General features: G+C 54.5%; 12 protein-coding genes and 3 tRNA genes. 12 read left to right on the top strand and 3 right to left on the bottom strand.

All coding sequences use genetic code 11. The annotated features are described in order from the left end of the window. Positions 1 to 41: 41 nt before the first annotated feature. From Q0824_RS00370 to Q0824_RS00405, 8 genes are all read left to right on the top strand, one after another. The gene (locus Q0824_RS00370) at positions 42 to 1,280 is read left to right on the top strand and encodes an aspartate kinase (protein WP_298446805.1); all 1,239 of its coding nucleotides are present in this window, start codon (positions 42 to 44) and stop codon (positions 1,278 to 1,280) included. Positions 1,281 to 1,428: 148 nt separating this feature from the next. Continuing rightward, entirely contained in the window at positions 1,429 to 1,626 is a 198-nt protein-coding gene (gene csrA, locus Q0824_RS00375) for a carbon storage regulator CsrA (protein ID WP_100640407.1), read from the top strand. 128 nt (positions 1,627 to 1,754) lie between these two features. Next, positions 1,755 to 1,844: transfer RNA gene (locus Q0824_RS00380), tRNA-Ser, on the top strand. A 65-nt stretch (positions 1,845 to 1,909) separates the two neighbouring features. Continuing rightward, positions 1,910 to 1,986 (top strand) — tRNA-Arg (locus tag Q0824_RS00385). Positions 1,987 to 2,195: 209 nt separating this feature from the next. Beyond that, positions 2,196 to 2,272: transfer RNA gene (locus Q0824_RS00390), tRNA-Arg, on the top strand. A 206-nt stretch (positions 2,273 to 2,478) separates the two neighbouring features. Beyond that, positions 2,479 to 3,258 (top strand): sulfate reduction electron transfer complex DsrMKJOP subunit DsrO, encoded by a 780-nt coding sequence (gene dsrO / locus Q0824_RS00395; RefSeq protein ID WP_298446806.1) that lies wholly within the window; start codon positions 2,479 to 2,481, stop codon positions 3,256 to 3,258. Beyond that, positions 3,239 to 4,348 (top strand): NrfD/PsrC family molybdoenzyme membrane anchor subunit, encoded by a 1,110-nt coding sequence (gene nrfD / locus Q0824_RS00400; RefSeq protein ID WP_298446807.1) that lies wholly within the window; start codon positions 3,239 to 3,241, stop codon positions 4,346 to 4,348. The genes dsrO and nrfD overlap by 20 nt, the downstream gene beginning before the upstream one ends. A gap of 22 nt (positions 4,349 to 4,370) precedes the next feature. Further along, positions 4,371 to 7,472: a molybdopterin dinucleotide binding domain-containing protein gene (locus Q0824_RS00405; RefSeq protein ID WP_298446808.1), complete on the top strand. Its 3,102-nt coding sequence runs from the start codon at positions 4,371 to 4,373 to the stop codon at positions 7,470 to 7,472. A 51-nt stretch (positions 7,473 to 7,523) separates the two neighbouring features. Here the strand turns inward: Q0824_RS00405 and dsbG are convergent, their stop codons facing one another. Beyond that, positions 7,524 to 8,315, bottom strand: a complete 792-nt coding sequence (gene dsbG, locus Q0824_RS00410) for a thiol:disulfide interchange protein DsbG (protein WP_298446809.1) — start codon at positions 8,313 to 8,315, stop codon at positions 7,524 to 7,526. Between the two features lie 20 nt (positions 8,316 to 8,335). Further along, a complete protein-coding gene (locus Q0824_RS00415; RefSeq protein WP_298446810.1) occupies positions 8,336 to 9,148 on the bottom strand; it encodes a TlpA disulfide reductase family protein in 813 nt (270 codons plus the stop codon). A gap of 123 nt (positions 9,149 to 9,271) precedes the next feature. Here Q0824_RS00415 and Q0824_RS00420 point away from each other — a divergent pair, with 123 nt between their 5' ends. Then, positions 9,272 to 10,003, top strand: a complete 732-nt coding sequence (locus tag Q0824_RS00420) for a 5-oxoprolinase subunit PxpA (RefSeq protein ID WP_298446811.1) — start codon at positions 9,272 to 9,274, stop codon at positions 10,001 to 10,003. Here the strand turns inward: Q0824_RS00420 and Q0824_RS00425 are convergent. After that, complete coding sequence (locus Q0824_RS00425) at positions 9,993 to 10,529, bottom strand: DUF2058 domain-containing protein (protein ID WP_298446812.1); 537 nt, start codon at positions 10,527 to 10,529, stop codon at positions 9,993 to 9,995. The two genes, Q0824_RS00420 and Q0824_RS00425, sit on opposite strands and share 11 nt — an antisense overlap. Positions 10,530 to 10,636: 107 nt before the next feature. On the opposite strand from Q0824_RS00425, the gene dbpA reads away from it, so the two are divergent. From dbpA to oadA, 3 genes are all read left to right on the top strand, one after another. Further along, positions 10,637 to 12,010, top strand: coding sequence for an ATP-dependent RNA helicase DbpA (gene dbpA, locus Q0824_RS00430; protein ID WP_298446813.1), 1,374 nt, complete (start codon positions 10,637 to 10,639; stop codon positions 12,008 to 12,010). A 219-nt stretch (positions 12,011 to 12,229) separates the two neighbouring features. Beyond that, positions 12,230 to 12,478, top strand: a complete 249-nt coding sequence (locus tag Q0824_RS00435) for an OadG family protein (protein WP_298446814.1) — start codon at positions 12,230 to 12,232, stop codon at positions 12,476 to 12,478. A 49-nt stretch (positions 12,479 to 12,527) separates the two neighbouring features. Continuing rightward, the gene (gene oadA, locus Q0824_RS00440; protein WP_298446815.1) at positions 12,528 to 14,315 is read left to right on the top strand and encodes a sodium-extruding oxaloacetate decarboxylase subunit alpha; all 1,788 of its coding nucleotides are present in this window, start codon (positions 12,528 to 12,530) and stop codon (positions 14,313 to 14,315) included. Positions 14,316 to 14,321 lie beyond the last annotated feature (6 nt).

Consider the following 14,321-nt stretch of genomic DNA (forward strand, 5'->3'; position numbering starts at 1 on the left):
TCCGCCCTGCCGTAGGCCTCGATTCGGATATTGGAAAGACAATGGCTCTGTTTGTTCAGAAATTTGGTGGCACCTCGGTGGGTACAACCGAGCGCATAGAGGCAGTGGCTGAAAAGGTGATTGGCTTCCGCAATGCGGGCCATGATGTGGTTGTTGTAGTGTCTGCCATGAGCGGTGAAACCAACCGGCTAATCGGGTTGGCCAGCGATATTATGGAAGAGCCTGCGCCTCGTGAAATGGATGTTCTGATTTCTACGGGGGAGCAGGTAACCATGTCGCTTCTCTCTATGGCGCTGCAAAAACGTGGCCTTGATGCTCGCTCTTATACCGGTTCGCAGGTCCGTATACTCACGGACAATATGCACACCAAGGCGCGTATAAAACAGATCGACGAGCAGCGTATACGTGCGGATCTGGATGCAGGCCGTGTTGTAGTTGTTGCTGGATTCCAGGGCGTTGATGAGGAAGGCAATATCACTACCTTGGGCAGAGGTGGGTCAGATACCACTGCGGTGGCCCTGGCGGCCACGCTCAAGGCCGATGAATGTCAGATCTATACCGATGTGGATGGCGTTTATACAACGGACCCACGAGTGGTAGACAGCGCCCGTCGGCTGAAACAGATTACGTTTGAAGAAATGATGGAAATGGCGAGCCTGGGATCCAAGGTTCTCCAGATTCGCGCTGTAGAGTTTGCAGGAAAATACAACGTTCCGTTAAGGGTTCTTTCCAGCTTCGAGGAAGGTGAAGGCACCCTGATTACATTTGAGGATAACAACGCCATGGAACAACCGGTCGTCTCCGGCATCGCTTTTAATCGTGATGAAGCCAAAGTCACCATCTCTGGAGTGCCTGACACCCCGGGTAGTGCGTTGCGCATTCTGAAGCCGGTAAGTGAAGCCAACATTGGTGTGGACATGATTGTTCAGAACGTTGGCGAGGATAATCGCACAGCCTTCACTTTTACCGTTCATCGCAATGATTTCAAGCGCGCTAAAGACGTGCTTCAGCGTGTGTCGGATGAGCTGGGTGCTCGGGGCGTCAGTGGCGATACCAAAATCGCGAAAGTCAGTATTGTCGGCGTTGGTATGCGCTCTCACGCGGGTGTGGCAACTCAAATGTTTGAGGCGCTGTCGAATGAAGGGATCAATATTCAGATGATCTCCACATCGGAAATCAAGATTTCTGTCGTGATTGATGAGAAATACCTTGAGCTTGCGGTTCGCGCACTTCACAGTGCGTTTGAGTTGGACAAGCCTGGAGTAGAAGAAACCTTATAAAAAGAGACCCACTTTCTGGCCTAGTGCTCGCATGTGTTCGTATAAGGGGATGTGCGTCTTTTGGTTAGCCCGTGTTCTCAGTATAAAAGTCGAACTAAATAAAACATTACTTGTCGGAACAGGTAGCTCAGGATAGGGAGAAAGGGATATGTTGATTTTGACTCGCCGTGTTGGCGAAACGTTAATGGTCGGTGATGATGTCACTGTTACTGTGCTTGGGGTGAAAGGTAATCAGGTGCGTATCGGTGTTAATGCACCGAAAGAAGTAGCCGTGCACCGGGAAGAGATCTACCAGCGCATCCAGTCTGAAAAAGACGGCGATGAGCCGGAGCCGGGCAACAGCTGAGAAGAGAAAAGAGGCCGCCCAAGCAAAACTTAGGCGGCTTTTTTGTTTTCAGGGGAAATGAAGGTTAAAAAAATCTTGTCAAGCCTATGAAAACAGAAAAATTATGGTAGTATACGCCCCGTTCTGAAGGAGAGGTGGGTGAGTGGCTGAAACCAGTTCCCTGCTAAGGAACCGTACGAGCAATCGTACCGAGGGTTCGAATCCCTCCCTCTCCGCCATTTTCTTTTTATAAGAAAAGCGGAACAGGTTGAAGTTGCATTCAACCAACTAAAGTGATCAATGCGCGGCTGTAGCTCAGCTGGATAGAGTACTCGGCTACGAACCGAGCGGTCGGAGGTTCGAATCCTCCCAGCCGCGCCACTTTTTAGAATAATGACTCGTGAACCCGGCCATAGAGTCTGGCTCAAAAGTCAGAAAGGATTTGAACCGAAAGAGGTTCGACCGAAGCACACGAAGTGTGCTGAGGAACGCCAGAGCGAAGCGACGGCGGCCCCGAAGGGGTGAGGGCCAAAGGCCCGAATAATCCTCCCGTTGGCTCATACCCATCCGGGCAGGATAGAAAGTTATTGGCGGCTGTAGCTCAGCTGGATAGAGTACTCGGCTACGAACCGAGCGGTCGGAGGTTCGAATCCTCCCAGCCGCGCCATATTCAAGTCAAAGCGCCTCAGTTTGTGAATCTCACAAGCTGGGGCGTTTTGCTTTGTGCCCCCCGCAATCATTCCCGCCTATGGGAATACCCCTACTGCTCAACAGCTTCCAATTGACCCCCGTCAAGTTTCCCTATGCCCGACCCGCTAGACTTTCGTTAGTTACCTTATTAATCCACGTCCAGCGCAATTGGATGGAGAACTCATGGATAAAATTCGCCGCGCTCTGCTCGGGCAGATAGCCAAATTGACCGCCGGAGCAGCGCTTGTTCCCCTAAGCAGCATTGCTTCTGCTGGCATCAACGACCAACCACCCCGCAGGGAGGGTGATCCTGAAAAGCGCTACGCGATGCTGATTGATCTAAGGGCGTGCATCGGATGCCAGGCGTGTACTGTTTCCTGCCATATCGAAAACGAAGCACCGCTTGGCAACTTCCGTACCATTGTTTCGCAGTATGAAGTGGAGCATGAAGAGACGGGCAACACTGCCACCTTTATGCTGCCGCGCTTGTGCAATCACTGCGAGACTCCGCCTTGTGTTCCTGTGTGCCCTGTACAGGCAACCTTTCAGCGTGAGGACGGCATTGTTGTCGTCGACAACGAAGCATGCGTGGGCTGTGCCTATTGCGTGCAGGCTTGCCCATACGATGCCCGGTTTATCAACGAATATACCCAAACAGCAGACAAGTGCACTTTCTGTGCGCATCGCCTGGATGTGGGTTTGCTGCCAGCGTGTGTGGAGTCGTGTGTGGGTGGCGCCCGTATTATCGGCGACATACGCGACCCCGACAGCCAGATCAGCCGCATGATGAAAGAACACTACGACGAGCTGATGGTACTCAAGCCGGAAATGGGCACTGCACCCCACGTGTTCTATTTGGGCATGGACGAGCGGTTCGTATCCCGGCCAGATGCTAAGCCCGCAATCTGGGATGTGCGAGACCAACAAGGTGAGGAGGTTGGCTATGAATTCAGCGGTCATTGAGGTTCTGGCACCTCGCTATGGTATTGCCTGGTATCCATGGGCAGTCCAGTACTTCTTCCTGATTGCGGTTTCATACTCGGCGCTGCTGTTGACGGTGCCGGGTTTGCTGTTCGGCAAGAAGAATTATGAGTCGCTGGCGAAAGTGGCCCTGTTGGTCACCGTGAGTTGCACTCTGGTAGGGCCGGTAGCTTTGCTGGCTGACCTGCATCAACCGCTAAGGTTTTGGCATTTCTACGCGAATCTCACGCCTTGGTCGTGGATGTCCATAGGCAGCTTGCTGCTCCCCGTGTATCTCGTGCTGGTTGTGGCTTATGCATGGCTTGCGTGGCGGCCGGCTATGCAGGTACAGGCTCAGGGTGAAGGGTGGATTGCGAGGCTCTCGGGCTGGGTCAGCTTGGGCCAATGGCATGCGTCTCGTTGGATGCTGGTGGTTGCGGGGCTTGGTGCGCTCGTTCTCTCTGTTGGCATCATGGTCTATACCGGCGCGGAAGTGGCGATCGTTAAAGCCCGTCCTCTCTGGAATACCTACTGGCTCCCCGTCATGTTCGTGCTGACCGGTTTGGTCGCAGCGGCGGGATTGGTGATTCTGATTAACCGCCTGATGACAGGTAACGATCAGGAGGTTAACGAGCAGAGTCTGAAAGTCATCTTCGTGACCATGGTTCTCTCTGCCCTGGTCGCTGCACTCTGGGTTTCTGAAGGTATTACCGGCTTCAGCCCCTCGGTTGAGCAGGCCTTTGCGTCGCTGCAGAGAAACCCCGAGTGGCGTGCCGTCGCGATCTACGGCTTGTTGGTGGGGGTGGCGCTCACACTCAGTGCCATCGCTATGCTGCGGCGTCCCGGCTGGATAGGGCGTTCCTGGCTAGCAGGCCTGTTGGCCGTGCACATCGGCTGGACGTTTCGCTGGATGGTACTGATGGAAGTACAAACCGTGGCCAAAAACACGGCGGGCTACTACCACTACGCCATTGAGGCTGGTTCCAGCGGGTTGATGGGCATTATCGGAACCTTCGGGCTCTGGCTGGCCGCACTGCTGATTATTGACATTCTGGTGCCCTGGAAGAAAAGCCTCCAGGCAAGCAGCCATTGATTCACGTCTTCGGAGCAAAATAATGGACAAGAATCGTCGTAATTTCCTGAAAGGTGCAGCCGCTGCCGGCGGTGCTGCAACTTTCGCGGCGGGCTACTATGGCCCGCTGGAAAAAATGGGCAAGGGCCTGGTGAATGGTACTTCTGGTGTCGCTACGGCGGATCGGCTGCACGGCAACAGCTTGGCACCTGAATACTCAGTTGACCCCAAAACCGGAGAAGTAGTGCTTAATCCGGATCAGCGCATCGCTTTTACCGTCTGTTATGGCTGTACCACCAAATGTGGCGTGCGGGTTCGAATCGATAACAACGAGGAAAAGGTTCTGCGGGTATCGGGTAACCCATACCACCCGTTGTCCTCTGACGAGCATCTGGATGAAAGCGCACCGGTGCTGGAAGCCTTTCAGCGTATGAGCAGCTTTCAGGATCAAGGCCAGCTTAACCGGTCGACTGCGTGTGCCCGTGGTAACGCGGCAATGTCACAGCTGACCAGCGACCAGCGAGTGCTGAAGTGCCTCAAACGCACCGGCCCGCGTGGAAGCAATCAGTGGGAAACCATTCCCTTTGAGCAGTTGCTGGACGAAATTGTGGCTGGCGGTAACCTGTTTGGAGAAGGCGAGGTTGAAGGCCTGCGCTCTATCCGTGATTTGAAAACACCACTGGATTCGGAGAACCCTGAATACGGGCCCAAGTCAAACCAGTTGCTGGTGATGGAAGCAACGGATTACGGACGGTCGGCGTTGCTTAAGCGCTTTGCATTCAATGCTTTTGGAACCCGAAACTACGGGCATCATGGCGCCTATTGTGGTCTGGCGTTCCGTATGGGCTCTGGCGCGCTGATGAATGATCTGGCGAAGAATGCCCACGTGAAGCCGGATTATGCCAACGTAAAGTTTGCCTTGTTTATCGGAACCGCGCCCAGCCAGGCGGGTAACCCGTTCAAGCGTCAGGGCCGTTTGCTGGCACAGGCGCGGACTTCAGGCAATATGGAGTATGTGCTGGTTGACCCCGCACTGACTGCCGCTGCATCCCATTCCGCCAGTGACCGTAACCGTTGGGTGTCTATCCTGCCGGGTACCGATACTGCCTTTGCCATGGCATTGATTCGCTGGATGCTGGTGAACGAAGCCTATGCCAAAGATTATCTGGAACTCCCTGGCAATATGGCCGCCAGTAAAGCAGGCGAGTCTGGCCACACCAACGCAACGCACTTGGTGATTGACGACGATAACCACCCCCGTGCAGGTTACTTTCTGCGCCTGAGTGACATAGCCCAGGCACAGGCCGGCGCCGATGATGATTACCCGGTCGTGGTGAACATGACGGGCGATTTTGAAAGCTCTGAAGTAGCCACGCGCGGCCAATTATTCGTTGAACGCACTGTGGAAACCGGTGCTGGCCCGGTACGGGTGCGTAGTTCACTGTTCAAACTACGCCAGGAGGCCATGCGATACAGTATCGAAGAATACGCAGAGTTCTGTGGCATTGAGCCTGATGTTATACGCAATCTGGCCAAGCGCTTCACAAGCTTTGGGCGTATGGCGGCGGCAGACACCCATGGTGGAATGATGTCGGGCTCTGGCTTCTATGCCTCATACAGCATCAATATGCTGAACCTGCTGGTTGGTAGTTTTAACCAGAAGGGTGGGGTGGCCAAAGGTGGCGGAAGCTTCAACGGTGTTGGTGCTGGCCCCCGCTATAACCTTGAGGACTTCCCCGGGAAAGTTGGGCCCAAGGGCGTGTTTCTCTCCCGCTCGCGTTTCCCCTATGAGAAAACCAATGAATACAAACGCCGTGTGGCCGCGGGCGAGTCTCCTTATCCGGCTGCTGCACCCTGGCGTTCGCTGGCTCCACCCATTCTCACTGAACACCTGCTTTCTGGCCTTGAAGGGTACCCCTACAAGATCAAAGCGATGATAGGGGTTATGGCTAACCCCATGTATGGCCAGGCGGGCCTGACCTCTTTGCTGGAAGAAAAACTGAAAGATCCCGGGAATATTGGTTTATATGTGGCTGTAGACGGCTTCATTAACGAAACCAACCGTTTTGCAGACTACGTAGTGCCGGATTCGGTTATGTATGAGGTTTGGGGCTTCACCGGCGCCTGGAGTGGCACTCTGACCAAAATGACCACTGCTTGTTGGCCGGTTGTTGAGCCTCGCCAGGCTAAAACCGCTGCGGGTGAGCCTGTATGCATGGACAACTTCTTTATTGAACTGGGTAAGCGCCTTGAGTTGCCGGGCTTTGGTGATAATTCAATTGAGGGGGCAGATGGCCAGATGCACGGCCTGAATCGCGCCGAGGATTTTTATCTGCGCGCGGCGGCCAATATCGCCATGGCTGGAAAGCCTTTGCCGGTAGCCAGTGACGAAGACATCCATGCCAGTGGCATTGAGGCATTGCTGGATCGAATCAAAAGCACGGTGGCCGGGGATGAGGTTGGCCCTGTGGCTCACTTGTACTCCCGTGGTGGCCGTTTTGAAACCATGGCGAAGGCCTATGACAAGGATAAGCTCGGCCATGCATGGAAGCGCCCTTTGTGCGTTTACAATGAGGCAGTGGGTACGGCAATCGACAGCTACAGTGGAAAGCGGCTGGTGGGAACCCCCACGCATCATGCGCCAAGGTTCTGGGATGGCTCCCTGCTAAGAGACCATTATCCGGAGAGCGAGTGGCCGTTGCTGGCTTTCTCGTTCAAATCGAACCTGATGAACTCCTACGCCATTGGGCTTGAGCGTCTGCGCATGATCAAGCCTTACAACCCGGTGCTTTTGCATCGCAACGATGCTGAGAAGTTCGGTGTGCGTCACGGTGACACCATCAGTATTGAAAGCCCCGGCGGCAAGGTTCTGGCGCTGGCGTTGGTAGGGGGTAACGTGCACGAAGGCGCACTCGGTATTGAGCATGGCTACGGCCACCGCGAACTGGGTGCTGCAAGCCACATCATTGATGGTCAGGAGCGCGCCGGCAATCCCTACCTCGCGGCAGGTGTGAACATCAACGATCTGGGTTTTGCGGATCCCACCCGCAAGGACGGCACAGCTACCTGGCTGGAAAACGTCAGCGGTGCATCTGTTAGGCAAGGATTGCCTGTTCGGGTGCGTGTGGTAGAGAGTATGGCCTGATACTTGAGAGGATAAGGGCCCAGCAACGCTGGGCCAGAATCTCTGAATTGTTCAGGGTTTTGGGCTACCCATAATGGCTTCCATTTCATCGGAACGCGGCGCACCCTGTTTCATCTGGATGGCGCCATCAGTGCCTTTAAAATAGGTGCTTGGTGTAGCACTCAACCCCAAGTCAGACATCAGCCGATTGTTCTGCCTGATTTTTTTCGCATGCGCACTGACGATGTTGCGATTCACGGTAACGCCACCCTGAGCATGATTTTGCTGGTTTTCTTTCAGAGCTTCACTGGGATTGTTTGAGCCCAGGATTGTCGCGGCCTTGGGCAGGCTGTCCTGTGCCAGTATGCCCACCATTACGTGCCGGAGTTGCACCTTGCCTGCATCAATCCAAGGCTCCGCGGCTTGGCGGAATCTGTGACAGAACGGGCAGTTAGGGTCGGTAAAGGTGTAGACAATAACCGGCGCATTGGCATCGCCATCACGCACCCAGTTGGCTTTTTCAATCTCACCCCAGGCCTTTTCGTTCTGAGGTCCCACAACCAATTCCTGTATTTTCGGGGCCGTAAGGTTTTCGCCGCGGCTGTCCAGCATGTTGCCTACGATCACGTGCTCCTTGTCTGGAGTGAGATAGAACGCAACCGGGCCACCTGGCATGCTGCCGACATAGCCGGTCATGCCTCCAGGGCCTTCAAAAGTTGCCGAGATCGTTACGCCGCGATCAACCAGAAGTTGAACCGGATCAGGAAGTTTTTCTTGCGCGAGCGCGGGGAGGCTTAGCAGCCCGCTGGTCATCAGCGCCGTTGCAAGCAGGGATCGTTTCAGAGAGAAATCAGACAAGTGCATAGTTAGTCTCCAGGTGAGGTTCAGTCCGCGCTAAAGCTTCGGAGATTGTGAGCAAGGGATGCGTTCGACAGTTCGCCCAAGTGCGCATTCACCTGCTTACCGTTTGCATCGTAGAAGAGCGTGGTCGGCAAGGCTTGGCTGCCCGTTGTGCGGCCAAGGCTGGCGCTGGTGTCAGTAAGGACATTGTTCAGCGAGAGCTTGTGCTGGTCCATGAACTGAGTAATGGTTTCAGGGTATTCACCCTGATTTACAAACACAAAGGTAATGTCCGGGTTTTCCAGTTGAGCTTGTTCCAGTACAGGCATCTCCCGGATGCAGGGCGGGCACCAGGTTGCCCACAGGTTCACCACAATGGGCTTACCTTTTGCTACTTCCTGAAGCGTTACCGGCGTGCCGTCCATCAGACTGAAACTACTTTGAGGCATGCTTCTGGAGCTGCTTTCGACCAATGTGACCAGCAGGGATATGGAGCCCCAGGTTAGCATCCCGGTTGCTACAGCAATGGATAAAGGCTTACGGATACTGGCGTGCCGCCAGAGCTTCCAGGCGGTCAGCGCAATTGCACCGAGCACGCCGGCGACAATATGAAAGCCGCCATCCCGAATATCGACGATGCCCCAAAGGTTGTCCTGATAATACTCGAAGTACTGGATTACGAAGCCAACTCGCGCAGCAACCATGGAGGCCAGAAAAATATCAGATAGGGTTCCGGCGATAGGCACGCCGTGTTTTCGCCCACTGACAGCGCCAACAACCAGTGCAAGCACGAATGCGCCAAGTAACAGAACATGCCCCAAAGACAGGCTTAGCGGGCCTAAACTAACCGATAGCATCATCGCTCCTTGTTTATAACTTTATAACTGGCGGGCATACGACCCGAAGATCTCCCATGAGTTCCTTTTTCAGGCTATTGTTAGGCTCAATAGTTTGTTTTTTAGGGGTGACTGGATACAAGCATGTTATTGAATTGCGATATTGGTGAGAGTTTTGGTGCCTGGACGATGGGGCTGGATGAGCAGGTTATGCCTTATATTGACCAGGCAAACATTGCCTGCGGCTTTCATGCCGGTGACCCTTTCGTTATGCAAAATACCGTTCGCTTGGCGCTGCAGCATAACGTGGCTCTGGGTGCCCATCCTGCCTACCCGGATCTTCAGGGCTTTGGCCGTCGCTCCATGGTATGTCGCCCGGAAGAGATTCACGCCATGGTGCTTTACCAGGTAGGAGCCTTGAGCCAGATAGCGGCAGCACAAGGTGGCAAGCTCAGCTACGTTAAACCCCATGGCGCGCTCTATAACGACATGATGCGGGATGAAGCCGTGCTCAGGGCAATTCTTGGAGCGCTTGGTCAAACCACTGGCAAACTTGCACTCATGGCGATGACAACGGCTGATAATCAGCCGTTAAAGGCGCTGTGTGCGGAGTATGGCGTTGAGTTATTACTTGAAGCCTTCGCGGATCGTGCATATGACGAAAAAGGGTACATTGTTCCTCGCCGCATCGCGGGGGCCGTACATCACGATACGGACATTATACTGCGCCAGGCAAAAGCGATTGCTGAAGGGGGCGCCATCTCGACGATTAACGGAAGATTGCTCACACTGGAAGCAGATACTCTGTGTGTTCACGGCGACAACCCCGAGTCGGTTGCCGCCGTGCGAGCTATTCGTCAGGCGCTTACCACATAAGGTCGTCGGGAATTTCATACCCTGCGTATGGATCGTCGTCACCCACATCGTCTTTCGTGCGGTCGTGGAGCACAACCACTGCCTGTGCATCACGCTCGATAATCTTACGCGCCACACCGTCGGCGACAATCTCATACTGATCATTTACCGACACGATGGCCAAGCGGCCCCGGGAGAGTTGATCGGCCATGATGTCGTCGACATACAGTTTTTTGATTTTTTTGTCGTGAACGAATTGATATGAGGTTTCGCCCCGGCTGCGATCCAGCCGATTGGTCTCCACCAGTTGGCGAATTTGGGCCTGAACAGCCTTCTTCTCGGCTTCCTGCTGCCGCTTGAGGTTCAGCTGACGGTCGCGTTCGGCCTTTTCTTCACGGGCTTGACGGGCCCGGATCTCGGTCTCATTAACCTGCACGGCACCTTTGGGCTGCTGTTTGCGCTGTTTGTGTTTTTCATTGCGAATAGCTTTGGCCTTTTTTTGATCGGCCAGGCCCGCTTTCAATAGCTGATCCTGCAAGGATGCCATGGGATAACTCCGTTAATTGGTCATGAATTCTGGTATTCTATGGCGTTAGTATACGCCCTCGTGCTTACCTTCTTAACCAGCAACCGCTGATTCCGGGATTTTCTTGTATGCCTTCCTTTAAAGATCTTGATCTGTCTGCAGCCATGCAGGCCAATCTCGCCCAGTTGGGCTTTTCACAACCTACGGACATTCAGGAGCGAGCCTTGCCTCATTGCCTGGCGGGTCGTGACGTGATCGCCATGGCGCAGACCGGCAGTGGTAAAACGGCGGCTTTCGGCATCGGACTGATTGAAGGCCTCAAGCCGAAACTGTTTGCGGTGCAGGGGCTGGTGCTGTGTCCCACCCGTGAGCTGGCAGATCAGGTAGCGAAGGCCCTGAGGGAAATGGCACGGGCGCAGGAAAACGTAAAGATTCTGACCCTCTGTGGCGGCGTGTCTATTGGACCGCAAATTGGCTCTCTGGCTCATGGTGCGCATATCGTTGTTGGTACACCTGGGCGAATTGCCGACCATCTGCGCAAAGGGACTCTGGATCTTAAGCGTCTCACGACCCTGGTTCTGGACGAGGCCGACCGGATGCTCGATATGGGTTTCCAACCCGCCATGGAAGAAATTCTGAGTTACACGCCCAAGCAACGCCAAACGCTGATGTTTTCAGCGACCTGGCCGGATTCGATCCGTAAACTCAGCGCCGGGTTCCAAAGGGAGCCGGTGGATGTGCGGGCAGAGTCGCAAAGCGTCAATACCGATATTCGTGAGCTGTTTTATGAAATTCCTGCCTCGGAGCGCACCCGAGCCATCGTGAGCTTGTTGTCTGAGCATCAGCCTGCATCCTGTCTGGTGTTCTGTTCCATGAAACAGCAGTGCGATGAACTGGCGGCAGAGCTTGGCGCGCAGGGGTTCTCGGCATTGGCGTTGCACGGCGATCTCGAGCAGCGCGAGCGCGATAGTGTCCTGGTGCGTTTTGCTAACCAGAGTTGTCAGGTTTTGGTGGCAACCGACGTTGCAGCACGCGGTCTGGACATCAAGGCTTTGCCATTGGTAATCAATGCCGAACCCGCACGGGACCCGGAAGTGCACACTCATCGGGTAGGGCGCACCGGGCGTGCAGGTGAAGCAGGTCTGGCGGTTACGCTGTGCAGCCCCGCGCAGGGTCATAAAATTAATCGTCTTGAGAGTGAGCGGGGGCGTCCGGTTACTTGGGGAGACACCGAAATTCTGCTTTCAGTACCCGCAGAGCCGGTCACCCCGGCGATGAAAACGCTTTGTATCGCAGCCGGGCGTAAGGAAAAGCTCCGCCCGGGGGATGTGCTTGGTGCACTCACTGGAGAAGCCGGCCTGGATGGTAAATCCGTGGGCAAAATCGATCTGTTTGAGTTTCAGTGCTTCGTCGCTGTCGAGGCAGGGCAGGCCAAACGTGCCCTGAAACGCCTTGAAGATGGAAAAATAAAGGGTCGCAAGCTAAGGGTCAGGCTGGTCTGAGAGTGTGTCGTCGCGGGCTTTTCTTGCGCTTTGAGGTCGTGGCGAAGCGCTCGGAAAGTTCGTATAGCCTTTTTTGATTTGGTTGCTCACTGCGCCCGAAACCGGTAAATTACGCAGGATTTTGCCTCCGGGTTTATTCCGGCGCACCTAAAGGCTCAGGCCATCGGTGCACCGGTTCCCTGGGAAAACACACAAATGAATCACAGGTAGCTATTCAATATGGATGACCTGATGTCACAAGCCGTCGATCTGATGGTTGCGGGTATGGGCTTTGTGTTCGTGTTCCTGATTATTCTGGTGTTCGCGACCCTGCTTATGTCCAAACTGCTTATCCGGTTTGCACCGCCCGAGCCGGTAACCCCGGCCAAAAAGCCCCGTGCCAAGCCCAAGGCACCTGTTTCAGTTGATCCTGATACAGCAGAGGCGATTAAACAGGCGATTGCCAAATTCCGGTCGCGCCACAAGTAAGTGAGCCGGTAACCGATTAGATAGAACCTTTAAACAGAAGGCTGACACGATGACTGATACAAAGAAACCGCTGGGGATTACGGACGTTATACTCCGCGACGCCCACCAGTCCCTGCTCGCCACCCGTATGCGGCTTGACGACATGCTGCCCATTGCCGAGAAACTCGACAAAGTCGGTTTCTGGTCTTTGGAATCCTGGGGTGGAGCTACCTTCGACTCCTGCATCCGTTACCTGGGCGAAGATCCTTGGGAGCGCATTCGCGAACTGAAAAAGGTAATGCCCAACACGCCCCAGCAAATGCTGCTTCGTGGTCAGAACCTTCTGGGTTATCGGCATTATGCGGATGACGTGGTAGAGCGGTTTGTTGATCGTGCCGCAGAAAACGGCATTGATGTGTTCCGTATTTTCGATGCGATGAACGATCCCCGCAACCTGGCGACCGCCATCAAGGCCGTGAAGAAAACCGGCAAGCACGCACAAGGCACCATCTCTTATACCACCAGCCCGGTGCACACCATCGAGATGTGGGTAGAGTTGGCGAAAGAAGTTGCCGACATGGGCGCAGATTCCATTGCGATCAAGGACATGGCCGGTATTCTCAAGCCCTACGTGGCTTTTGATCTGGTTAGCCGCCTGAAGAAAGAACTCGACATCCCGATTCACATGCAGTGCCACGCGACCACTGGCATGTCTACCGCGACAGCTATCAAAGCAGCGGAAGCCGGTATTGATAACGTGGATACGGCCATATCTTCAATGAGTATGACTTACGGCCATTCGCCCACTGAGGCGGTTGTTGCCATTCTTGAAGGCACCGAGCGTGACACTGGTCTGGACCTTGTGTTGCTGGAAGAAATTGCCAGTTACTTCCGCGAAGTTCGCAAGAAGTACGCAAAGTTTGAAGGCAGCCTCCGTGGTACCGATTCGCGCATCCTGATTGCTCAGGTACCGGGCGGTATGTTGACCAACATGGAAGGCCAGCTCAAAGAGCAGAATGCTGCGCATCGATTTGACGAAGTACTGGCTGAAATCCCCAAGGTTCGTGAGGACCTGGGCTTCATCCCGCTGGTAACACCGACGTCTCAGATTGTAGGTACTCAGGCTGTACTTAACGTTCTGACGGGCGAGCGTTATAAGTCTATCTCCAAGGAAACCGCGGCCATCCTGAAGGGCGAGTACGGCTCCGCGCCTGCGCCTTTCAACAAAGAGCTGCAGGAAAGGGTTCTGGAAGGTAAAGAAGCTATTACTTGCCGTCCGGCTGACAATATTGAGCCGGAAATGGACAAGCTGACCGACGAGCTGAAAAAGCTGGCAGGCGAGAAAGGCATTAAGCTGGCGGACAACACCGTTGATGATGTTCTGACCTATGCTCTGTTCCCGCAGATTGGTCTCAAGTTCCTTGAAAACCGCAACAATCCGGATGCCTTTGAGCCAGTGCCTACGGCTGAAGGCGCGCTTCCGGCCAAGAAGGCCAGCGGCCCTGAAACTTATACTGTTGATGTTAACGGTAAGAAATTCGTGGTTGCAGTGTCTGAAGGCGGCGAAATCTCCCAGATTCAGGGCGAGGGTGGTGCTGCATCTGCGCCAGCTGCGTCTGCCGCGCCAGCCCCGGCTGCCGGTGAAGGCGAGCCTGTTATCGCACCTCTGGGTGGCAACATCTTCAAGGTGCTGGTGTCACCAGGCGAAGCCGTTGAAGAAGGCGATGTGCTGATTATTCTCGAGGCCATGAAAATGGAAACCGAGATTCGTGCACCAAAGGCCGGCACTGTCGGCGAAGTCTTCATCAAGGTCGGTGATGCCGTCTCCCCTGATGATGAAATGCTGACAATCGCATAAAGGGCC

Source organism: uncultured Marinobacter sp., from assembly GCF_947488835.1.
Taxonomy (GTDB): domain Bacteria; phylum Pseudomonadota; class Gammaproteobacteria; order Pseudomonadales; family Oleiphilaceae; genus Marinobacter.